Annotated in this window: 16 protein-coding genes; 12 read left to right on the forward strand and 4 right to left on the reverse strand. The window is 66.0% G+C overall.

The genetic code is table 11. The features are described from left to right. On the forward strand, positions 1-1,257 hold a 1,257-nt coding region (locus PKD06_RS00005; protein WP_324376466.1), incomplete at its 5' end, for a heavy metal translocating P-type ATPase. 567 nt (positions 1,258-1,824) lie between these two features. Here the strand turns inward: PKD06_RS00005 and PKD06_RS00010 are convergent. Further along, positions 1,825-3,192: an MFS transporter gene (locus PKD06_RS00010; RefSeq protein WP_324376468.1), complete on the reverse strand. Its 1,368-nt coding sequence runs from the start codon at positions 3,190-3,192 to the stop codon at positions 1,825-1,827. Between the two features lie 106 nt (positions 3,193-3,298). On the opposite strand from PKD06_RS00010, the gene PKD06_RS00015 reads away from it, so the two are divergent. Then, the gene (locus PKD06_RS00015; RefSeq protein WP_324376470.1) at positions 3,299-4,180 is read left to right on the forward strand and encodes a LysR family transcriptional regulator; all 882 of its coding nucleotides are present in this window, start codon (positions 3,299-3,301) and stop codon (positions 4,178-4,180) included. Between the two features lie 233 nt (positions 4,181-4,413). Here the strand turns inward: PKD06_RS00015 and PKD06_RS00020 are convergent, their stop codons facing one another. Together PKD06_RS00020 and PKD06_RS00025 are read right to left on the reverse strand one after the other, a co-directional pair. Next, the gene (locus tag PKD06_RS00020; protein ID WP_324376472.1) at positions 4,414-6,690 is read right to left on the reverse strand and encodes a S8 family serine peptidase; all 2,277 of its coding nucleotides are present in this window, start codon (positions 6,688-6,690) and stop codon (positions 4,414-4,416) included. A gap of 88 nt (positions 6,691-6,778) precedes the next feature. Beyond that, positions 6,779-8,002 carry a hypothetical protein gene (locus PKD06_RS00025; RefSeq protein ID WP_324376474.1) on the reverse strand — a complete coding sequence of 408 codons (1,224 nt, stop codon included), beginning with the start codon at positions 8,000-8,002 and terminating at the stop codon, positions 6,779-6,781. A 327-nt stretch (positions 8,003-8,329) separates the two neighbouring features. On the opposite strand from PKD06_RS00025, the gene PKD06_RS00030 reads away from it, so the two are divergent. From PKD06_RS00030 to PKD06_RS00040, 3 genes are all read left to right on the forward strand, one after another. Further along, positions 8,330-9,613 (forward strand): tyrosinase family protein, encoded by a 1,284-nt coding sequence (locus PKD06_RS00030; protein ID WP_324376476.1) that lies wholly within the window; start codon positions 8,330-8,332, stop codon positions 9,611-9,613. Positions 9,614-9,650: 37 nt separating this feature from the next. Further along, the gene (locus PKD06_RS00035) at positions 9,651-10,466 is read left to right on the forward strand and encodes a hypothetical protein (protein WP_324376478.1); all 816 of its coding nucleotides are present in this window, start codon (positions 9,651-9,653) and stop codon (positions 10,464-10,466) included. A 62-nt stretch (positions 10,467-10,528) separates the two neighbouring features. Continuing rightward, positions 10,529-11,620 (forward strand): SCO family protein, encoded by a 1,092-nt coding sequence (locus PKD06_RS00040; protein WP_324376480.1) that lies wholly within the window; start codon positions 10,529-10,531, stop codon positions 11,618-11,620. 54 nt (positions 11,621-11,674) lie between these two features. Here the strand turns inward: PKD06_RS00040 and PKD06_RS00045 are convergent, their stop codons facing one another. Next, on the reverse strand, positions 11,675-13,150 hold the full coding sequence (locus PKD06_RS00045) for an amidase (RefSeq protein ID WP_324376482.1): 1,476 nt from the start codon (positions 13,148-13,150) through the stop codon (positions 11,675-11,677). Between the two features lie 265 nt (positions 13,151-13,415). Here PKD06_RS00045 and PKD06_RS00050 point away from each other — a divergent pair, with 265 nt between their 5' ends. The 7 genes from PKD06_RS00050 to PKD06_RS00080 are packed head-to-tail and all read left to right on the forward strand — an operon-like array spanning position 13,416 to position 20,657. Continuing rightward, positions 13,416-14,837 carry an amidase gene (locus tag PKD06_RS00050; protein WP_324376484.1) on the forward strand — a complete coding sequence of 474 codons (1,422 nt, stop codon included), beginning with the start codon at positions 13,416-13,418 and terminating at the stop codon, positions 14,835-14,837. Positions 14,838-14,848: 11 nt separating this feature from the next. Then, on the forward strand, positions 14,849-15,796 hold the full coding sequence (locus tag PKD06_RS00055; protein WP_324376486.1) for an ABC transporter permease: 948 nt from the start codon (positions 14,849-14,851) through the stop codon (positions 15,794-15,796). Next, on the forward strand, positions 15,793-16,650 hold the full coding sequence (locus PKD06_RS00060) for an ABC transporter permease (protein WP_324376488.1): 858 nt from the start codon (positions 15,793-15,795) through the stop codon (positions 16,648-16,650). Before PKD06_RS00055 ends, PKD06_RS00060 begins: the two co-directional genes overlap by 4 nt. A 1-nt stretch (position 16,651) precedes the next feature. Further along, positions 16,652-17,635 (forward strand): ABC transporter ATP-binding protein, encoded by a 984-nt coding sequence (locus PKD06_RS00065; protein ID WP_324376490.1) that lies wholly within the window; start codon positions 16,652-16,654, stop codon positions 17,633-17,635. Next, positions 17,628-18,470, forward strand: coding sequence for an ATP-binding cassette domain-containing protein (locus tag PKD06_RS00070; RefSeq protein ID WP_324376492.1), 843 nt, complete (start codon positions 17,628-17,630; stop codon positions 18,468-18,470). The genes PKD06_RS00065 and PKD06_RS00070 overlap by 8 nt, the downstream gene beginning before the upstream one ends. Then, the gene (locus tag PKD06_RS00075) at positions 18,467-19,966 is read left to right on the forward strand and encodes an ABC transporter substrate-binding protein (RefSeq protein WP_324376494.1); all 1,500 of its coding nucleotides are present in this window, start codon (positions 18,467-18,469) and stop codon (positions 19,964-19,966) included. The genes PKD06_RS00070 and PKD06_RS00075 overlap by 4 nt, the downstream gene beginning before the upstream one ends. Before the next feature lie 19 nt (positions 19,967-19,985). After that, positions 19,986-20,657, forward strand: coding sequence for a GntR family transcriptional regulator (locus PKD06_RS00080; protein WP_324376496.1), 672 nt, complete (start codon positions 19,986-19,988; stop codon positions 20,655-20,657). Positions 20,658-20,710: the final 53 nt, after the last annotated feature.

The raw sequence follows: 20,710 nt of genomic DNA on the forward strand, positions 1-20,710 counted from the left end.
GCCGACAACACCATCGCGCGGGTCGTCAAGCTGGTCGAGGAGGCGCAGGAGGCGAAGGCGCCGACCGAGCGCTTCATCGACCGCTTCGCGACCTACTATACGCCGGCCGTTGTCGCGGTCGCGGCGCTGGTCGCCGTCCTGCCGCCGCTCCTGCTCGGGCAATCCTGGAGCGAATGGATCTACAAGGGGCTGGCGATCCTCCTCATCGGCTGTCCCTGCGCCCTCGTCATCTCGACACCGGCCGCCATCGCTGCAGCGCTCTCGGCCGGCGCGCGGCGCGGTCTGCTCATGAAGGGCGGCGCGGTGCTGGAAGGGATCGGGCGCATCGATACGATGGCGCTCGACAAGACCGGGACGCTGACGGCGGGCAAGCCGAAGGTGACCGACATCGTGGCCGTCGGCCGCCCCGAGCGGCAGCTCCTGTCGCTCGCCGCCGCTCTCGAGACAGGATCGAGCCATCCGCTCGCCCTTGCAATCCTCGATCGGGCCTGGGAAGCAAGCGTTCCTATCCCGCCTGCGGCGGATGCCTCCGCCATCGGCGGCAAGGGCGTGGCAGGGCGCGTCGGCGGCGAGCGCATCTTCCTCGGCTCGCCGGCCGCCGCGTCGGAACAGGTCGCCATCTCGCCCGAGCAGATAGCCCGCATCGAGGCGCTGAACGGGGAGGGAAAGACGGTCTCCGTGCTATTGGCGGACGATGCACTCGCCGGCTTCATCGCCATGCGCGACGAGCCTCGGCCGGACACGAAGGCCGGTCTCGACGCTCTCAAGGAGGCCGGCATCGCCCCTCTCATGCTGACGGGAGACAATCGCCGCACGGCGGAGGCCATCGGCGCCGATCTCGGCATCGAGGTCCGAGCCGAGCTGCTGCCGCAGGACAAGCAGCGGATCGTCCGCGAGCTTCAGACTCTGGGCCGCAAGGTCGGCAAGGTCGGCGACGGCATCAACGACGCCCCGGCCCTGGCCGCCGCCGATATCGGCATCGCCATGGGAGGCGGCACCGACGTCGCCCTGGAGACGGCCGACGCGGCTGTGCTGCACGGCCGCGTCCTCGACCTCGCCCGGATGGTCGATCTGTCGCGCCGCACGATGGCGAACATTCGCCAGAACATCGCTCTCTCGCTCGGCCTGAAGGCGGTCTTCCTGGTCACGACGATCATCGGCGTCACCGGCCTCTGGCCAGCCATCCTCGCCGACACCGGCGCCACCGTCCTCGTCACTGCCAACGCCATGCGGCTCCTCGCTTGGCGCGGAAGATAGGTGTCATCTCCGTTAGCGCGAAAACGCACACAGGCCGCTTGCAGCGAACCGGACCATGAAGCGAACCCTCCTGAAACCTCCAATCGTCGGAAGCGGCCGCAACCGAACCATTGTGCTCGCGCCCGCTCTCGGGCAGATACTTGGAGTCTGCTCCTAACGCAGCGCGGCAGCGGGTCTTGATCCGTCCTAAGGATCAGGCTGGATGGTTCGCAGACCGTTCCAAATGAACTCACCGCGAACGTCTCCCGCGATCCTCCCACTCCTCGCGCAGCAGCTTGGTCACGTGCTCGATTGTTTGCCTCCCATCGGCAATGCAACGGCTGGGAACATCGGCAACATGCCGATACCCGAGCTTCTGTTGCATTGCCCTGGACGCGTCGTTTCCATCGAAATACCCGTTGACCAAGGAAGTCAGCCCGAGATCACGAAAAGCGAATTCGATCTTTGCCTCGAATGCTTCCCGTCCGAAGCCGTATCCATGACGTGCGGAGGCAATCCAAATACCTCCACCTGCGGTTCGGCTAGGCATTGCAGCTCAGGCTCGATCTGGTCGCGCGTCGATCTCGATCAGTTGCCGCGCACTGCGGGCATAAGCCGCGCAAAACTGACGACGCTGCCGGCGGCGGCGATCGCCGAGCCAATCCAGATCGCAGTCTCGATACCTCCCGCCGGGGATATGGAAAGGCAGATGGCAACGATCGCGGCGCCGAGCGACTGACCAATGAGGCGCGAGGCAGCCAGGATCCCGCTCGCGCCTCCGCTTCTCTCCCGTGGTGCACTGCTCATGATCGCCTTCATATTGGGCGTCTGGAAAAAGCCGAAACCGATCCCGCACAAGATCAAGCGCCAAGCGATGTCGGATGCGCTTGCGGAAGAAGACAACATCGTCAGTGACGCGAGCCCGAGCGCCACGACGAACAACCCTCCTCCACCCAAAAGCCCGGGCTGCATCCGGTCGCCGAGAGGAGCCGCCACGAGCGTCATGACCGCGAGCGTCACCGGCCACGGCGTGATCAGGAAGCCGGCTTCGACTTGCGTGTAGCCCAGCTTGAACTGGAACAGGAACGGCAGCACAATGAAGATGAGGCCCTGAATGGTGAAGGCGCAGATGGACGTCAACGACGAAAGAGCGAAGAGCGGGATGCGGAACAGGTCGACGGCAAGAATAGGCGCAGTCTTGCCCGCTTCGCACCGCCGAAGGCCATAGCCGAACACCGCCGCGACGAAAAGCGCGATCGTCGCGACCTGCCATCCGCCCCGGTGCGCGATGCTTGCAATACCGAACAGCAGGCTGGCGAACATCCCCGCGCAAAGCAGTGCCGATAATCCGTCGAACGGGCGGATATTGCGTTCCGTCGCCGGAAGATCGCGCCGGGCAAGAGCGAATGTCAGAAGCGCCAGCGGGACGCTGGTCAGGAACAACCATCGCCAGCTTGCAATCGACAGAATCATCGAGGCGACCGTCGGACCGACCGAAAAGGCCACGCCGACCACCAGTGCATAGAGCCCAAGCCCTCGCCCGAGCCTCGAGGGAGGATAGAGCAAGCGGATCAGGGCTGGCGTCGTCGCGGCAACCGCGGCCGCGCCTATCCCGAGGATCGCTCGTGCGATGACCAGTGTCGGTAGCGAGACGGAAAGCCCGCAGGCGAAAGACCCGATCGCGAAAACCATCAGACCCGTGAAAAAAATTCGACGATGCCCATAAATCTCGCCGAGCGCGGCGAGCGGCAATAGAACAGCCACGACCGAGAGATAATAAATATTCACGATCCAGATCGTGCTCGCGGGATCCACATCAATTCCCGCGGCAATCGTCGGCAAAGCCGTACTGACCAACGAAGTATCGAGAGTGACGATCGTGACGCCGAGCTGAACCGCCAACAGCGCCAGCAGCGGTATCTTCTCGGATCCGACGTTTCCGCGAGGGGTGGTCATCGATGTCGTCCAATGAGGCTGGCGCACGACATAGCGTTGCCAATGCAAGAGCAAAAATTCTTAATTCTCTCCTGTTTGATGAGTAAATCTCATATATGATCATGGCATGTCGCTTCGATCGCTGCGGATATTGCGGGCTATCGCCCGTCACGGTTCCTTCGCCCGAGCCGGAGAGGCGATAGGGCTGACGCAATCGGCCGTGAGCTTGCAAGTGAAGTCCCTGGAGGAGGAGTTCGGCGTTCTGATCTTCGACCGATCGCGACGGCTGCCGGTGCTTACCGAAGCGGGCCAGATCCTCCTTGCAAGGTCGGAGGAAGTACTCACGCTGTACGACCAGATCGCGGAAGCCCTGAGCGACGAGCGCTCCCTGTCCGGCCGCCTCAAGATTGGAGCCATCCCGACCGCGCTGTCCGAAGTGCTTCCAGACGCCTTGGCGTTACTCTATCGCGCCCATCCGCGCGTCCGAGTCCATGTCGCCGCCGGTCTTTCCGGCGAACTCGCGCATCACGTCGCCGCCGGAGAACTGGACGTCGCGGTCACAAGCGAGCCGGTTCGGCCCCATCCGGCAAATTTGTTTTGGACGCCGTTGTATGAGCATCGGTTTTGGCTCGTCGCACCGGCCGAGCTTGGTCAGCAGGACCTTCGAAAATTGCTCTCCGAGCAGCCGTTCATCCGGCTGGACAATCGGGCCTGGAGCGGCCGCCCGATTGAGCGGGAGCTTGAGCGGCTGCGTGTTCGCGTTCGGGAAGAAATGATCCTGGGCAACCCGGAGACCATCATCAGGATGGTTCAGAAGGGACTCGGCATTTCCGTCATTTCGCTTTCCGAAGAGACCCGCGCGCAGCTCGACGTCATGTGCCTCCCTTTCGGGGAGCCGCAATTGACCCGATGGGTGGTGCTTCTCGAAAGACATGATCGAAGGGGAGGACGGCTGGCGAACGCGCTCGCTCAAGCCGTGACGGAAGTCACCCGAAATCGAGCCCGCTGATACTGTTCACCCATCTGCACAGGCGCCGTTGCGCGGGCTCATTGATGCAACGAGTGCAATCGGAGGAACAACCGACCGCTGGAGAAGGACCGATAGACCGCCTTCGTATTCGCCCAGTCCCGGCGGACCAGAGAGGGGCTGCCGCTGATCGCGCCAGCCATCCGCATCCATGGCGCACATTCGCCAGGAAATTCTTCACCAGGACCCAACATAATTCTTAAACAGCCATGCTTTTAGTCTAAATTCCGATTGATCGTCCCGGTGGCAACGACCGCAAATCCTTGTTTTTTGGACATCGTATTCGAAGCGGACACCTGAACGACGTAGACGCCCGGTGTTGCGGTGGGTATTATCACCTGCTCGACATTGTTGACCCGGTCGAGTTTCTCGAACGGGGCCCGGGCGAGATGTCCGTTGCCGATTGCGATTGCCCCGCCGGGCGCCACGACGGCAAGGTTCAAGTTGTGTTGCAATCCATGACTTGGCGGGTCCGGCCAGACAAGGGTCACCGAAAGATCTCCTTCAGCCGTGACCGTCACGCGGCGACGCCATATCGCGTGCTCCGGCCTGTCGTCCGAGAGCGCCGCATCTTCGCCGGAACCGATATCGGCGAAGGCCAGATCCCAGCTCCCGGGCGAGAAGGGAACCGTGCGTGACAGATCGAGCCGTCCGAACCCCTGATGAAAGTTCGGACGGCCGATCATAGGATCCGTCACGGACGGGCGATCGATCCAGACACAGCCGTTGATCAGCGTTGCCTTCAGCAAGGCGGCCGAGGGCGTCGCCTCACGCTCTTCGATATACCAGCGGCGAACCAGCGCGGCCGCGCCGGCCACGGCCGGGGCGGCCATGCTCGTGCCCGACATGAAGCAATATCGACCATTGAACTGGTCATAGGGCAGTCCTGGCGTGGATGCGGCGCTCGCCGCCGAGGCTACGGCGGTCCCGGGGGCGACGAGATCGGGCTTGACCCGGCTCTCGTCGGTCGGCCCGCGGCTGGAAAAGGCGGCGACGATGTCGGCATCGCCGCAGATCGGTTCATCCGAGGAGAGCGGCCTCGTCGGACCGGGGCCGGAACGTCCGTTCCAAGTGCTCCACGGCTTTCCCACATAGGGGCCGTCTCGCCGCGTCGAGCAACAGGCGCCCACGGTTAACGCATTCTTGCTCGCGGCGGGCGATTGAAGGGAATTGAGATCCATGCGGCCCTGAGGATCATCGGTCTGCCGGCCGGTATTCCCTGCCGCGATGATGATCAGAAAGTCCGGGTGCTCGTAGGCGAATTGATCGACCTCGAAGGCGTCGATCGTGTACAGCCCTCCGGCCGCCACCCCCCAGGAGTTGTTATGGATGCGCACGCCCGCGTCGTAAGCCTCCTGGAACAGGGTTGCGAGATCGACGGGGATGCCCGTGAAGCGACCGTCGTCGTCGGCGATGGCTTGAACGAACAGCCTTCCCCGCGGCGCGATCCCGGTAATGGCGTTCGCCGAGGCCGTTCCGTCGCCGCAGATGATCCCGCAGACATGCGTGCCGTGCCCGTTTGGATCATCCGGGCTCGCCGACCGCTCCCAAAACTCGACATTCGCGACCCTCGCCGTCAGGTCCGGGTGGTCCCTGTCCACGCCGGTATCGGCGACGCCAATCAGCTCGCCCTCACCCCCCGTGGAGCCTGGACGATCCCCACGAAACGCCGGAACCGCCATCACCTCGCGCACGAAGGCGGCGTCTGCCGTGGGGACCTGAAAACGCTCGATCACCGAGACCTGCGGCAGGGCGGCGACATCGGAAACCAGCGAATTCGCATCGGCGGCGTCGCGGACGTGGATTCGGAGACGGTTGCGGCCTCGTTCCAGGCGGGCCACCCGTTGATCCTGCTCCAGGACATCCTGAATCCTCGAAAGATCGTTCGGCTGATGGCATGTGACGTCGTAGATCGGAGGCTCCGCCGGCATCGGCCCGTCCGCCGCGACGCCCGTTCCGCCTGCCTTCTCGGGCGCAGGCGTCCCGCCGCGCCGGGCTTGCGACTGCCTCTCCACCAAAACCGCGCGTCGCAGGGTCTGCTCGGGGCCGTACGGCACGACGCGGCGCACGCTCGCAACTTGCTCGACCGCCTGCTTCTGCTCCCGGACCAGAGCGGCCTTGTAGGCGAATTGCGGCACGTAGCCGCCGAGGGTCACGCCGAGGGACTCGATCTCCTTGCGCCATTCCGGCAGGAGCGGTCCGGCGAACTGGATCACGTAGCGTTCGGGCGCTTCGCGCGCCAAGGTTGCCAGGGCAGGATTCGCGACTCCGCCAGCGAGTACCGTGGGCGCAGCCGGCAGCTTGCCTGGTTCGAGCCATCCGATCCCGCCCGCTTCCGGGACCACCTCGACGATGCTTCCGGCATCCTGCATCGCGGCCACATCCTCGTCCGCCGCACGGCCGAGAAGGAGGGCGCCGACGGTCTCGACATCGCCCCTCGCGGCCATGCGGGCCCAGGCGACCGCCGCCGCCTCGTCGCTCGTGGGCAGCACACTGACTCGGCGTGTCTTCATCCCGAACCTACCGGTAGAAAGCTGCGACGGCGCCCGGTCGGCAAGCCCTCCGGCTCAGGGCGCGGCATCAGGCGACCATTGCCCAGACCGCGATGGCACTGTTGACGCTCGTCCAATAGCCGTAGGTCTCGTAATACCAGACCGCCCAATGCGCCTGCATGTTGAGCTTGCGGCGCATCGGCCCGTCGATCTCCGTGTCGGTCCGGTCGGGCAATGCGCCGTTGATCTGCGGATCGGACGCGTTGCGGATCACGAGCCAGTCGGGGGCGTCCTGCCCGGCCTCCGCCAGTTCCCGGCAGACCATGCCGAGCACGGCGTCACCCATCTCGACCCCGCACCCCTCCTGCTCCAGGCCGTTCGCCGAGGTGCCGAACTCGAAGAAGTCGGTCGTCAGGATCGGGTGGAAGGCCGGGAAGTCACGCCCGTCGATATGCAGGTCCGGCGTATTGCGGTGGCCGGAAACAAGCCCGGGGAGAGGCCAGCTATACTTGGCGTTGGGCGGTCCGAAGCGCGGCTCCGTGAGCTTGCTCGCATGGACGGCGAGGAGCCGCCTGGCATCATCGAGCCGCCCGTTCGGAATCTCGAAGCCGGACCGGTATGCTTCGTGAGCGAAGGCTTCGTTGGCGAATTCCTGCGAGAGCCGGAACTTCGCTCCGCGGGTAATGATCACGTCGCCGAGTTCATGCGGCCGGCACGTCATCCCCTGGAGGTCGATCGACCGCTCGGGCGGGAACGTCGCGCCGGCGGTTCCGACGGTGATGACCAGCGACGGCTTCACCTCCTCGATCATCTGGCGGAAGAGGTCCCTGACCGGAAGCGTCGCCGTTCCGTGTCCGGTCCGCACGCCGTCCTGGTTCAGGTGCAGCTCGGACTTGAACAGCAGCACGCGGCGGCCGGCAATGTCGACCGGGTAGTACGAGCCGAGCCGCCGCGCGGCGAGGGCCGGCGCGCCCGAGCGGATGAGGGGCCGGTAATGCTGCTCGAAGCGGCGCGCGTAGCGATACCAGGAATTGCGCGGGACGCCCGGGCTCAGCGTGTCGGCGAGCGCCTCGACCTCCGCCACCGTCCAGGTCACGACGAGCACGTCCGCCTCCGGCAGCGCGTCCTCGACGTCGGGCTCCGGCTCGACGGCGCGCGGTCTCGGCGCCTGCCCCGCGGGCCAGGGCAACCCGAGATCGGCCAGGGCGCCCGCGACGGCGCCCGGCGCCAAGCGCGGTCCGAGGTCGGCCTCGGTCGCGCCGTACTCGATGATGCGTCGCTCCAGGTCGGCTTGTGGATCAAGTGGCGGCATGGCGATCTCGAAAGGTCAGTCGAATGTCAGATCCGCGCCGACATCTTTCGCAGCCGGATCGACGCTGCGCAACACATTCCTCCCATCAGGCAAGTCAGCCAAGCAATCTTCGGAAAAATGACTGAAAGCGTCACGCAATGCCGTCAATTATTCCTCCCTTGCCCGTTCGATTGCTTGTCTATTTATAAAGACGATCTTCAATAGATTATAGCCAAAAACATCTCCCCGCGCAGCTTCAATGAAGCTCGCCGCCAGATTGTGACCTGCAACGGAGTGTTGTATGATAATTCAAAAGAAGTAAAGATGCCGGAATGGGAGGATTCTCGCATGCAAGTGGAGATCGCGATTTCGAGCGCCGAGGGTGACGGTCGCGTCTTCCTGGCATGGACGCCGGTGCAGGCCACCATCCGGCTGCTCGACGGGCCGGGCGCCGGCCAGTCCATCGGCGTGCTCCTGCGCAATGCAGGCCCCGGCGGGCAATTGCTGTTCGACCTGGAGCGCAGCCACGCAGGCTCGTCCGAATTGCCGCTCGACCTTCCCGGCGACGGTTCGCCCGTGCGCTTCTGGATCGCGGGCGAGTTCGAGAGGGCGAGCGAGGATTTCGGCGATGCGGTCCTCGAGGTCGTCGAGGCGACGACCTCGGCGCCGCTCGGCCGCTCCGAGATGATGGTGCGCGTTCGCAAGGACGCCCAGACGCTGTCCGCGGCGGAGCGGGACCGCTTTCTGTCCGCGTTCGGTATCCTGAACGGCCACGGGACGGGTCGCTTCCGCGAGTTTCGCGATATGCACGTCCGGTCCTCGCTGCGCGAGTCACATGGCAATTACGGGTTCCTGCCCTGGCACCGCGCCTATCTGCTCGATCTGGAGCGCGAGCTTCAGGCGATCGATGCACGGGTGAGCCTGCCCTACTGGCGCTTCGACAAGGCGGCGCCCAATCTGTTCACGCCCGAATTCATGGGACGCGCGAACGAGGTCGATCGCGTGATATTCACGTCGAACCATCCGTTCAATCAATGGATGACCGACGGAGACCTCGGGATCGTGCGGCAGCCCTTGTTCCCGATCGACAGGGCGCCGAGCCTGCGCAGCGAGGAACATGCCCTCGACTTCGGCAGCGGCGTATTCTCGCGGTTCAGCGTCATCACGCGCGACCAGAACAACGAAGTCATCGCCCGTCGAAGCGGGATCGAGATCGATCCGCACGGCTACGCGCATACGAGCTTCATGGGTCCGATCCAGTCTCCGCCGACCGCGCCCAAGGACCCGCTCTTCTTCATGCTCCACGCCAACGTGGATCGGATGTGGGCAAAGTGGCAGTGGTTCTATCGGCGAACCTCCGACTCCGATCCCAACGCCTATCCGCGCGACGGCAACCTGCGGATCGGACACGGCATCAACGACACGATGTGGCCTTGGAACGGTGTGACGGGTGATCCGCGCCCGGCGACGGCGCCCGGCGGCGCCCTCGCCGCCTCCACCGTGACGAGCGCCCCGGGACCGAGCCCAACGGTTCGCTCGATGATCGACTACCAGGCCAAGCAGGGTGGCGCGCATCTGGGCTTCGACTACGATGACGTGCCGTTCGAGATGCCGGAAGTTCCGGTCGCCTGACGGGACCGTCCGGGTCACGCGTCGAGGGAGGACAGCCGTGAAAGTCGAGGATTACCGCAAGGCCTATGCCGAGGAACTGGATCGCGTGTCTCGCGCTCCGCTCCCGGCGGATGCCGACGCAGATTCCGGGCAGACGCTCGACAGCGCGATTGCGACGATCGCCGACGCTTCGAAGCCGTCCAAGGCCCGGCTCGCCGCCCTGCGGACCGTCCAGGCCTCAACCTTTCTGGGGCCGGCCTTCGACCCCTACCGGGCTGCGTATCTCGAGGCGTTGCGGACGGCCCTTGCCAATGGCGACGAAGCGCTGCGCATGCAGGCATTGTCGCTGCTCGCCAGCGAGAAGGACGATGTCGCCCGCAAGGTGCTCCTCGAAGGGTTGAACGATCCCGCCAAGGCCATCGTGCCTCCCGCCAAAGCCATCCAGCTGCTTGCGCAGGACGATCACGGGGTCGCCGTGCCGATCGCGCGCAAGCTGCTCGACGAGAGCGCGGACGCGCGCGTGAAGGAAGAGGCTTTGCGGGCTCTCGCGGCGGACCCGAAGGCGGGCGACATCTTTGCCGGGGTCCTGTCGGACAAGACTCAGCCGCCCGATCTTCGGGCCGTTGGCGCGGCTGGCCTGCGCATGATCGATCCGCGACGTTTCGCGCACGAAGTTCAGCGGATCATTGCCGACGATACGGACAATGAGTCCGTCAGAGTGCGCTGCCTCGGAACGCTCGCGCATTTGCAGGGGCAGGGACTATCCCGGATGAATCCCGCTCTCGCCACGCAACTGACGAAGCTCTCCGGGCCCGATGTGTCCGAACCGCTCAGGGCGGCCGCGCAAAGCGTGCTGGACCGGGTTTCACGGTGATCGATCGCGAACACCAGGCCGGCATGAGTCCGAAGGCTGCCGAGCGGACGGAAGCGGCCGCGATGCAGATCGACCTCTTGCGTGCTGCCCCGGAGCGTCGGGACGAGCTGGTCGCGCTGCTCGACGAGCAGGCGGCGCTCTATCAGGGGCTCGGCACGCGGGACGCGGAACGCCTGCGCGGCTACGTTCTGGCGAGCTTCGAGACGGTGGGGCTCCCGCGAGAGGCCCTTCCGTTCGTTCTCGAAGAATTGGAGACCGGGCTGGATCCCTATCCGGTCGCGGCGGCGGCGAAGGCGCTCCGCGGCGCCCGGGAGGTGCCCGACGCCGCGATCCGAGCCCTGGCGAAAGCGTTGCGCCGGATCACCTCGAACAACGACTATGTTCGATACGATACCTTCGCGCTGGGCGGAGCTTCGGCTTCCGGCACAACCGCTCTCGACGAGCTGGTCCGTACGGCCGGCGCGCTCGCATCGCGCTCCGCGACGCTCGCGGAGGCGTTCGAGAGCGCAAATGCCGATCGGGACAGGTTGCCGCAAGGTCCGGGAGCGCTCGATCCGTCACGACCCGCCGAGGCGGGGCCGGCGTCTTGCGGATGCTGCGGCGCGCCGGAAGGCCGGCTCGCATCGCCGGTCGATTCCGAAGCGGTCGCCGGCCTGCTCCTCGAGGACCAGGCCGGCAGGACCTTCGCATTCGATGCGTTCTTCCCGGGGCGGCCCAGCGTCCTGGCGTTTTTCTATACGCGATGCATGAACCCCGAAAAATGCTCGCTGACCATCACGAAGCTCGCGCGTCTGCAACGCCTGATTCGCGAAGCCGGGCTCGAAGACTGCGTCAACGTCGCAGCCCTGACCTACGATCCCGCCTATGACGGCCCCGACCGGCTCCGCGCCTATGGGGCCGAACGGGGAATGCGGTTCGATGCGCGCAACAAGCTATTGAGGACCCTCGGACCATTCGAGCCTGTCAGAGCATTGTTCAATCTGAAGGTTGGCTTCGGGCCGGCCACCGTGAATCGGCATCGCGTCGAGGCGCTCATCCTCGACGAAAGGGGCCGATCGCAGCGATATTTTGCAGGAACACAGTGGCTGGAGACGGATATCAGCCAAATCGTCATATCCATGGCAGGACAATCGGCCGGAACTCGGCGCGCATGACCGTATTCCAGCCCATCGGCTTGCGTCGGCCGGCGGCGTCCGCGCGGTCGCCGGTCAGTGAACCTTCACGCCTTCGCTGCGGCAATCCGACTGCGTATTCTTCAGCGCGGCGAAGTCCGGGACCGGCCGCGCCAGCTTGGCGTCGGTCGCGAACAGGCCCTCCAAGGCATGGGCCGCGCTGAGGAGTTGGCGATCTCCATAGGCCGGTCCGATGATCTGGATGCCGAAGGGCAAGCCGAACTCGTCCTTTCCGCAGGGCAGCGCCACGACCGGATGACCCACGACGGTGATCGACGCCGTCAGGCCGAGCCACGCCATGTAGTTCTGGACCTCCTTGCCGTCGACCTCGCGCGGATAGAGGTCCTTCCAGGGGAAGGGCGAGACGCTCGTGCCGGGGCAGATGACGAGATCGAACGCATCGAAAAGGGCCTGGAAGCGCTGATAGAGTTCCATCTGCCGGCTGCGCGCCTTTGCGATCGCCTCCATGGGCATCGCGAGCGCCGCCTCGTAGCTGCGCCGGATATTCGGGTTGAAGCCCGCATCGTATCCGTCGATGTCGCGGTGGTACTTGGCGACGAAGAGGTCGCTTCGCAGATGCCAGTCGACCATGGGCGCATCGCGCAGGTCGATGTCGCACCACTCCACCTTCAGCGGGTAGGATGAGAAGCGCGCGACCCTCTCCTCGAAGACGCGACGGGTCGCCTCGGACACCATGACGCCGCCGAGATCCGCCGAAACCGCGATCCGCAGCCTGGAGATATCGACCGGCTGGAGGCGGCCGAGTTCCGCCGCGTCCAGCGGAAAGGCCATGGGATCGAGGCGGTTGCGGCGCTGCGCGATCACCGACAGGAGAAGCGCCGCGTCCAGGACCGTACGGGCGACGGGCCCTTCGACATTGTAGAAGGTCTGGGTGATCGACCGTTTCCCCACGGGCACCGTTCCCGGGGTCGGACGGTAGCCGACCACCCCGCAATAGCAGGCGGGAATCCGCAGGCTGCCGCCATGGTCGGAGCCCGTGGCCAGAGGGGCCATCTCGGTCGCGACGGCGGTCGCCGCGCCCCCTGAGGAGCCGCCGCAGGTGCGCGTGACGTCGAAGGGGTTTCCCGTGGCGCCGAACAAGCGGTTGACCGTGTTGGCGCCGATGCTGAGTTCCGGAATATTGGTCTTGCCGAGGACGATGCCGCCCGTCGCGCGGATCGCGGCGACGATATCGTCGTCGGCCGTCGGGATATTGTTTTCGAAGAACCTGGAACCGTAGGTCGTCCGAACGCCCTCCGTCGCCTGCATGTCCTTGATGGCGACCGGCAATCCATGCAGCGGACCGAGTTCGTCTCCCCGCCGGACCGCCGCCTCGGCCGCCTCGGCTTCGGCGCGTGCCCGCTCGTAGGAGCGCGTGATCATCGCATTGACCGCGGGATCGACCGTCTCGATCCGCTCGATGCAGGATTCCAGCAGTTCGAGGGGCGACAATTGCTTCGCGCCGATCTGCCGGCGGGCCTCGACGGCGGTGAGTTCGCTTGGACGGGTCACATGGATCTCCTTGCCTCGGACGTCTGCCGCAAGCGGGCGGGCCGCTGCCGTTTCGGACATTTCACCGCGCGATCGACACCGCTCGAAGCGATCATGCTCCCGCCTGGAACATGATCCCCGCGAAGCCGGGCGTCGCGCCGTCGCTTGCGGGGACCGCAATACGGTTGACTCCCCGCCTCCCTCTCAATAATCGCCATCTTTGGATACAGAATGCATAAAACAGAATTCAAGGTCCATACGCACCGCGCTCGAGGCCGGAGGGAGCATGCCTGACGACATCGGCGATCTGAGCGCCGTCAGCCTGGCGCAGGCCATCCGGGCCAGGAAGCTTTCGCCCGTCGAGGTGGTGGGTGCCGCCCTCGCGCGGGCCGAGCGGCTGCAACCGGCTTTCAACTGCTTCATCGAGATCTGCGCGGACCGCGCCATGCGCGAGGCCCGGCTGGCCGAGAAGGCGGTGATGGTCGGCGACGCGCTCGGCGCCCTGCATGGCTTGCCTTTCTCGGCCAAGGACCTGGTCACGACGGAAGGCGTCCGCACCACCTTCGGGACGGTGATGTTCAAGGACAACGTCCCGAAGGAGGACGCCGTCTCGATCAGGCGGCTGCGCGATGCCGGAGCCATCCTGATCGGCAAGACGACGACGCCGGAATTCGGCTCGAAGCCCTTCACGGACTCGCCGCTCTTCGGCCGGACGCGGAACGCCTGGAGCGCCGGGCGGACCAGCGGCGGCTCGTCCGGCGGCGCGGCGGTGGCGACCGCGATCGGGATCGCGCCCCTGGCGGTCGCGACCGATGGAGGCGGATCGACGCGTATCCCCGCCGCCGCCAACGGGGTGGTCGGAATCAAGCAGACGATCGGCCTGATCCCGCACGATTCCGCCCAGGACGCGATCGGAAACCAGACCTATGTCACGCCAACCACGCGCAACGTGGCCGACACCGCCCTGATGTTGCAGGTCATGGCGGGCGAGGCGTCCTGCGACCCCTGGTCGGTCGGACAGTCGCGGGACTTTCCCGTGCCCGTGCCTCACCAGGGCGCACTGCGAGGCTGCCGGCTGCGCATGAGGCTGACGCCGAACGGCGAGCCGGTCTCGGACGAGGTCGCCCGGGTTTTCGGCTCGGCCCTGGCCCGGCTCGGCGAGGCCGGCGCCCGTGTGGAGGAGATGCCCGCGCTCGGCATCGACATCGAGCCCGTCTGGCGCATCATCAACCACACCAACTGGCGCGCGCGCTTCGCCGCTCTGGTCGAGCGCGATCCGGCGGGCTTCAGCGCGACCTTCCGGCGCCAGCTCGACTCGGCCGCCTCCTATGCGGCGACCGAGTTCCAGGAGGCGATGTTCCGGCGCACCGCCTTGTTCAGGCGTGTCCAGGAGCTTCTGGAGGGCGCCGACCTGCTGATCATGCCGACCCTCACCAGGACGGCGCTCGATATCGACGGAGATATCTTCGACAAGATCGAGATCGACGGCCGGACATTCGACAGCATCCGCGCCCATTGGTATCCATGGACGATGCCGTTCAACATGACGGGCCACCCCGCCATCAGCATCCCCTGCGGGCTCGCGTCGGACGGATTGCCGGTCGGGATGCAGATCGTCGCCCGGCATCGCCAGGACGCCTACCTGCTCCGCGTCGCCGCCGCGATCGAGGCCATCCTCCCTATCGACGCCCGACCGGCCCTTCCCTGACGGCGGAACGGATGGCCTACGAGCTTCTGAAGCGCCTGGTCGGCTTCCTCGCGACCCTGCTGGCCGCCGTTCTCGTCGTCTTCCTCGTCCTCGAGGTTCTGCCCGGCGATCCGGCCGCCGTCATGCTGGGGCCCGATGCGACTCCCGAAATGATCGCCTCGCTGCGCGCGGAACTGGGGCTCGACCAGCCCGCAATCTGGCGCTTCCTCCATTGGCTCGGGTCCATGGCGACGGGCGATTTCGGCATCAGCTATTCCTACCGCGTGCCGGTCAGCGGACTGATCCTCGACCGTCTCGCCGTCACGCTGCCGCTTTCGCTCATGGCGATCGTGCTGACGACGGTCCTGGCCATGCTGATCGGGGTCTATGCCGCGGCCAACAGCAACAGGCTCAGCGGCCATCTGGCGATGGGCCTCACCCAGATCGGCATCGCCATTCCGAGCTTCTGGCTCGGCCTCGTCCTCGTGCTGATCTTCTCGGTCGGGCTGCGCTGGTTTCCCTCCAACGGCTTTCCGGGATGGCGCAACGGCCTGTGGCCCGCGATCCATGCCCTGATCCTGCCGGCGGTCGCCCTGGCCGTGGTTCAGGCGGCCGTGCTCGCGCGCGTGACCCGCGCCTCGCTGCTCGAGGTGCTGCGCGACGACTTCACGCGGACGGCGCGCTCGAAGGGCCTCACGCGGCGCCAGATGCTCTGGAAGCATGCATTGCAGAACGCGCTGATCCCGATCGCGACCATGATGGGGCTGCAATTCGCGCAGCTGATGGCCGGCACCATCGTCATCGAAAGCGTCTTCGCCCTTCCGGGGCTCGGCAACCTGATCTTCCAGGCCGTCGGGCAGCGGGACCTCGTCGTGATCCGCAGCGTCGTCGTCGTCCTTGCGGCGATGGTCATCGCGATCAATTTCATCGTGGACATCGCCTATGTCCTGATCGACCCCCGGCTGCGGGTGCAGGCATGAGCCGCGCGCCCGCGACCGACCGGCCTTTCCTCGTCCCACGGGTCTTCCGCTGGAACCTGTGGTTCGGCGGGATCGTCGTCGGCATGACCTTCGCCGTCGCAATCCTTTCGATGTTCTGGACGCCTCATCGGATCACCGGCGTCAACATCCGGGCGAGATTGCAGGGGCCGAGCTGGGGCCATTGGCTGGGAACCGACGCCTTCGGCCGCGATATCCTGTCGCTTCTCATGGCCGGGGCGCAGAACGCCCTGTTCATCGGCGCGGCCTCGGTGCTCCTCGCCCTGGTGGTCGGCGTCACCCTCGGCCTGATCGCGGCGGCGCGCGGAGGATGGCTGGAGGAGGCGATCATGCGCGCGAGCGATTTCGTCTTCTCCTTCCCGACCGTGCTCAGCGCGATCATGCTCGCGGCCATCTGGGGCCCGGGCAGCCTGAACAGCGTCGTAGCGATCGGAATCGCGAGCATTCCCATCTTCGCGCGCGTGGCCCGCGGCTCGGCGAAGTCGATCTGGGCGCGCGAATTCGTCATGGCGGCCCGCGCCTCCGGCAAGGGCCAATGGGCGATCTCGGTCCGCCATGTCCTGCCGAACATCGTCAATATCATCGTGGTCCAGGCCACCATCACCTTCGCCGTGGCCATCCTGGCCGATGCCGCCTTGAGCTTCCTCGGCCTCGGGACGCCGCCTCCCGCGCCCAGTTGGGGGCGGATGCTGAAAGAGGCGCAGACGGTGATGATCGACAATCCGCATGTCGCGATCTTCCCCGGCCTCGCCATCGCCTTCGTGGTGCTGGCGCTCAATCTCCTCGGAGACGGCCTGCGGGACCTTCTCGACCCGCGCTTCGCGTCGGAGCGCTGACATGGCGCGGCTGAACGTCGAAGAGCTTACGGTCCGCATTCCGACGCCGGAAGGCGGAGGCTATGCGGTCGAGAAGGTCTCGTTCGAGGTGAGGCGGGGCGAGGTCGTGTGCCTCGTCGGCGAATCCGGTTGCGGCAAGTCCACGACGGCGCTCGCGATCATGCGGCTGCTTCCCGACAGCGTCCTGCTGTCGGGGCGGATCGAGCTGGAGGACCGCGATCTCCTGGCGCTTCCCGAAGAGGAGATGTGCGCGATCCGCGGGAACCGGGTGTCGATGGTGTTCCAGGAGCCCATGACCGCCCTGAATCCGGTTCGGACGATCGGCGCGCAAGTTGCCGAGCCCCTGGTCGTGCACGGCAAGGCCACACGCGAGGAGGCGCGGATCCGGGCGGTCGAGCTGCTGGAGCGCGTCGGGATCGCCCATGCGGCCGAGCGCGCGGGCCATTACCCTCATCAATTGTCGGGAGGGCAGCGGCAGCGCGTCGTCATCGCCATGGCCCTGGCCTGCGGCCCGGATTTCATCGTCGCCGACGAGCCCACGACCGCGCTCGACACGACGGTCCAGCGTCAGATCCTGAAGCTCCTGCTCGAGCTGGTGGACACGACGGGGGCCGGGCTCGTGGTCATCACGCACAATCTCGCGGTCGTGTCGCAAATCGCGGACCGGGTGCTGGTGATGTATGCGGGCGAGATCGTGGAGGCGGGCCCCGCCGCCGGCGTGTTCGGCGACCCCTCCCATCCCTACACGCGGGGGCTTCTCGCCGCGCTTCCGAGCGGCCGCCGAAGCAAGCGCCTGAACGCGATCCCCGGAACGGTTCCGTCGTTGTCGGCACGGGGATCGGGCTGCGGCTTCGCGAACCGCTGCGGCTTCGCGACGACGCGATGCCGGGACCGCAAGCCGCCTCTCGTCGAAATCGGCGCCCTGCACGAGGCGAGATGCTTCCACATCGATCGGGTCCGGGCCGGCGGGGGCGCCGATGTCTGAAGGCCCCGTCCTGCGCGTGGAGAACCTGAGCGTCCACTATACCCTGCCGAGGCGGAGCCTCTTCGCATCGCCTTCGGTCCTGAAGGCGGTGCGGAACGTGAGCTTTCAGGTCGAGCGCGGACGCTCCCTGGGGCTCGTCGGGGAATCCGGCTCGGGGAAATCGACCACCGCCCGCGCGGTCATGGCGCTCGAGCGCATCACGTCGGGGAAGGTGCATATCGCCGGAGAGGAGATCACCGCGCTCTCCCCGCGCCGGCTGCGCGAGCATCGCCGTCACTTCCAGATGGTCTTCCAGGACCCCTACGGCTCGCTCGATCCGCGCTACACGGTCGGGCGCGCGATCGCCGAGCCGGTGCAGGACCTGCGGGGCGCGCCCCTGCGCGAGCGGATCGCGGAGACGCTCGAATCCGTGGGCATCGGCCCGGATGCCATCGACAAATACCCGCACCAGTTCTCCGGCGGCCAGCGCCAGCGCATCGCGATCGCCCGGGCTCTCATCACGAGGCCGGCGCTCATCGTCGCGGACGAGGCCGTCTCCGCCCTGGACGTCTCGGTCCAGGCGCAGGTGCTGAACCTTCTGCGCGATCTCCAGGAAAGCGCCGGGATCTCCTACCTGTTCATCGGCCACGACCTGAGCGTCATGCAATATGTCTGCGACGACATTATCGTGATGAACGGCGGCGAGATCGTGGAATCGGGGCCGGCCGACCAGGTCATCGGACATCCGGCGCACGAATACACGCAGAAGCTCGTCGAGGCGACGCCGAAGCTCGGCGTTCCGCTGCGGACGCGAGGCTTCGTCGACACATCGTTCGGTCAGGGGAGGAACACATGAATCCGACACGCCGCTCCGCCATCAAGCTGGGAGCCGCCGGGCTCGCCGCGGCGGCATTGCCCATGCCGCCCGCCATGGCACAGGCGGGCTCGCGGGTGGTTTTCGCCATCTCGAACGAGCCGCCGACCCTCGATCCGACCTCGCAGCCCGCCCTCGCGGTGAGCGAGGTCTCCCTGCTCAACATCTTCGAGGGCCTGACCCGGATCCACGAGGACGGGTCGATCGGGCCCTGCCTGGCGACGAGCTGGACCAGCGCGGGCAGCCGGGACTACACCTTCCATCTGCGCAAGGACGTCGTGTTTCACGACGGAACGCCCTTCACGGCGGCCGACGTCAGGTTCACCTTCGAACGCAACGCCTCCCCCAAGTCCACGAACAAGCGCAAGCGGATCTTCGCCAATATCGGGACCCTCGAGACGCCGGACGACCACACCGTCGTCATTCGCCTCAAGACACCCTCGCGGCTCTTCCCGGACTTCCTGGCCGAATTCACCGCCTCGATCGTCTCGCAGAAGACAGCCGACACCAACGCGACCCAGCCCGTCGGCACGGGCCCCTACCGGCTGACGAACTGGGTGAAGGGCTCCTCGGTCTCGCTCGAAAAGTTTCCGCGGCACTGGAACGCGCAGAGCGCGCAGATCGAGTCGGCCCAGATCCGCTTCATCTCCGATGCCAATGCGCAGGTGAACGCGATGCTGGCGGGCGATCTGGACGTGCTTCCGGCCTTCCAGGCGCTGGATCTCGTCTCGCGTTTCCAGAACAACGACCGCTTCGTCGTGACGAAGGGGGCGAGCACCGACGTCCACCTCGTCGCCTTCAACAACAAGTCGCCGAAGCTCAAGGACGTGCGCGTCCGCAAGGCGCTGATGCAGGCCGTCGACCGGCAAATGGTGATCGAGGCGGCGACGAACGGATATGCCACCCCGATCGGCAGCCAGATGGCGCCGATCTATCCGGTCTATGTCGATACGACGCAGGTCTCCCCCTTCGACCCGAAGGCGGCCCGGAAGCTCCTGGCCGAGGCAGGCCATGCCAACGGCCTCGACCTCAACTTCGTGGTCCCCTCGACCCTGATCTACATGCGCTCCGCGGAAACCATCCAGGCCTATCTGGCGGAGGTCGGCGTCAGAGTGAAAATCGACACTGTCGAATGGGCGCAGTGGCTGGATATCGTATTCCGCCGCAAGGCTTACGAGCTGGCCATCGTCACCCAGCCCGATCCGTGGACCATCTTCAACTATCTCGATCCGAATTACTTCTATCAATACGAGAGCGCCGATTTCAATCGGCTCCTCGCGGAAGCCGAATCGGCGGAAACCGCCGAGGCTTTCGCGGAGGCCATGCGGAAGGCGCAATTCAAGCTGGCCGAGGACCAGCCGAGCGGCTGGCTGTTCTCGGTGTCCAACATGGTCGTCCGCAACAGCAGGATTTCCGGGGTGTGGAAAAACGGTCCCAACAAGATCAACGAGGTCGCAGCCTGGCGAATAAAGCCCTGACCTTGCTGCGGCGCTGAGCATGGAACGCGAATCGTCCGAACCGCCGTTTCCCTGGAGCCAACGCCAGACCCTGGCGGGCGAGATCGCGCAGGTGCTGCGCCAGCGCATCTTCGCGGGCCGATATGCGCCGGGCCAGCCGATGCTTCAGGTTCCGCTGTCCGAGGAACTCGAAGTCAGCCGCACGCCGCTGCGGCACGCGCTGTCCATGCTGGAAGCCGAGGGACTTCTTCAATCCGCCGGGGCCCGCGGGCTGATCGTGGCGAAGCCGAACCTGAACGACATCGAGCAAGCCTATCTGCTGCGCGAGGTGATCGACGGACTTGCGGCGCGCCTGGCCGCCGAGAGGGCCGAGGCGACGGGCATCCGGCGGCTGCGCGACATCGTGAGCGAGCAGGCCGTCAACGTGAAAACCTGGCGCCCCGATGCCTACACGCATCTGAACGTCGAGTTCCACGCCGAGATCATCGCATGTTCCGGCAATAGCTACCTGGACTCGCAGCTCCCCCTGGTTCGCCTGACGTCGCTGGTCTTTCTGCCGGCCTTCAGGCTCAGCGAGGCCCGCGCGATAGATGCCGTCGGCGAGCATTCGAGCATCGTCGATGCCATCGAGCGGCATGACGGCTCGCATGCCGAGACACTGGCCCGCGCCCATATTCGCAGGACTCTGAGCAAGATACGCGAGCTGAGATAGGATTGAGCGGCGCGTGGGATTCCCCTGTCATTCCCAGCCGAAGCGGAGGGGAA

The sequence above is a fragment of the Enterovirga sp. genome (assembly GCF_035325185.1).
Lineage (GTDB): Bacteria > Pseudomonadota > Alphaproteobacteria > Rhizobiales > Beijerinckiaceae > Enterovirga.

Excerpts from the sequence above, each read along its gene's own strand:
- PKD06_RS00010 (WP_324376468.1), bottom strand. The coding sequence starts at position 3,192 with ATGACCACCCCTCGCGGAAACGTCGGATCCGAGAAGATACCGCTGCTG.
- PKD06_RS00015 (WP_324376470.1), top strand. The coding sequence starts at position 3,299 with ATGTCGCTTCGATCGCTGCGGATATTGCGGGCTATCGCCCGTCACGGT.
- PKD06_RS00025 (WP_324376474.1), bottom strand. The coding sequence starts at position 8,002 with ATGCCGCCACTTGATCCACAAGCCGACCTGGAGCGACGCATCATCGAG.
- PKD06_RS00030 (WP_324376476.1), top strand. The coding sequence starts at position 8,330 with ATGCAAGTGGAGATCGCGATTTCGAGCGCCGAGGGTGACGGTCGCGTC.
- PKD06_RS00040 (WP_324376480.1), top strand. The coding sequence starts at position 10,529 with ATGCAGATCGACCTCTTGCGTGCTGCCCCGGAGCGTCGGGACGAGCTG.
- PKD06_RS00050 (WP_324376484.1), top strand. The coding sequence starts at position 13,416 with ATGCCTGACGACATCGGCGATCTGAGCGCCGTCAGCCTGGCGCAGGCC.
- PKD06_RS00055 (WP_324376486.1), top strand. The coding sequence starts at position 14,849 with ATGGCCTACGAGCTTCTGAAGCGCCTGGTCGGCTTCCTCGCGACCCTG.
- PKD06_RS00060 (WP_324376488.1), top strand. The coding sequence starts at position 15,793 with ATGAGCCGCGCGCCCGCGACCGACCGGCCTTTCCTCGTCCCACGGGTC.
- PKD06_RS00065 (WP_324376490.1), top strand. The coding sequence starts at position 16,652 with ATGGCGCGGCTGAACGTCGAAGAGCTTACGGTCCGCATTCCGACGCCG.
- PKD06_RS00070 (WP_324376492.1), top strand. The coding sequence starts at position 17,628 with ATGTCTGAAGGCCCCGTCCTGCGCGTGGAGAACCTGAGCGTCCACTAT.
- PKD06_RS00075 (WP_324376494.1), top strand. The coding sequence starts at position 18,467 with ATGAATCCGACACGCCGCTCCGCCATCAAGCTGGGAGCCGCCGGGCTC.
- PKD06_RS00080 (WP_324376496.1), top strand. The coding sequence starts at position 19,986 with ATGGAACGCGAATCGTCCGAACCGCCGTTTCCCTGGAGCCAACGCCAG.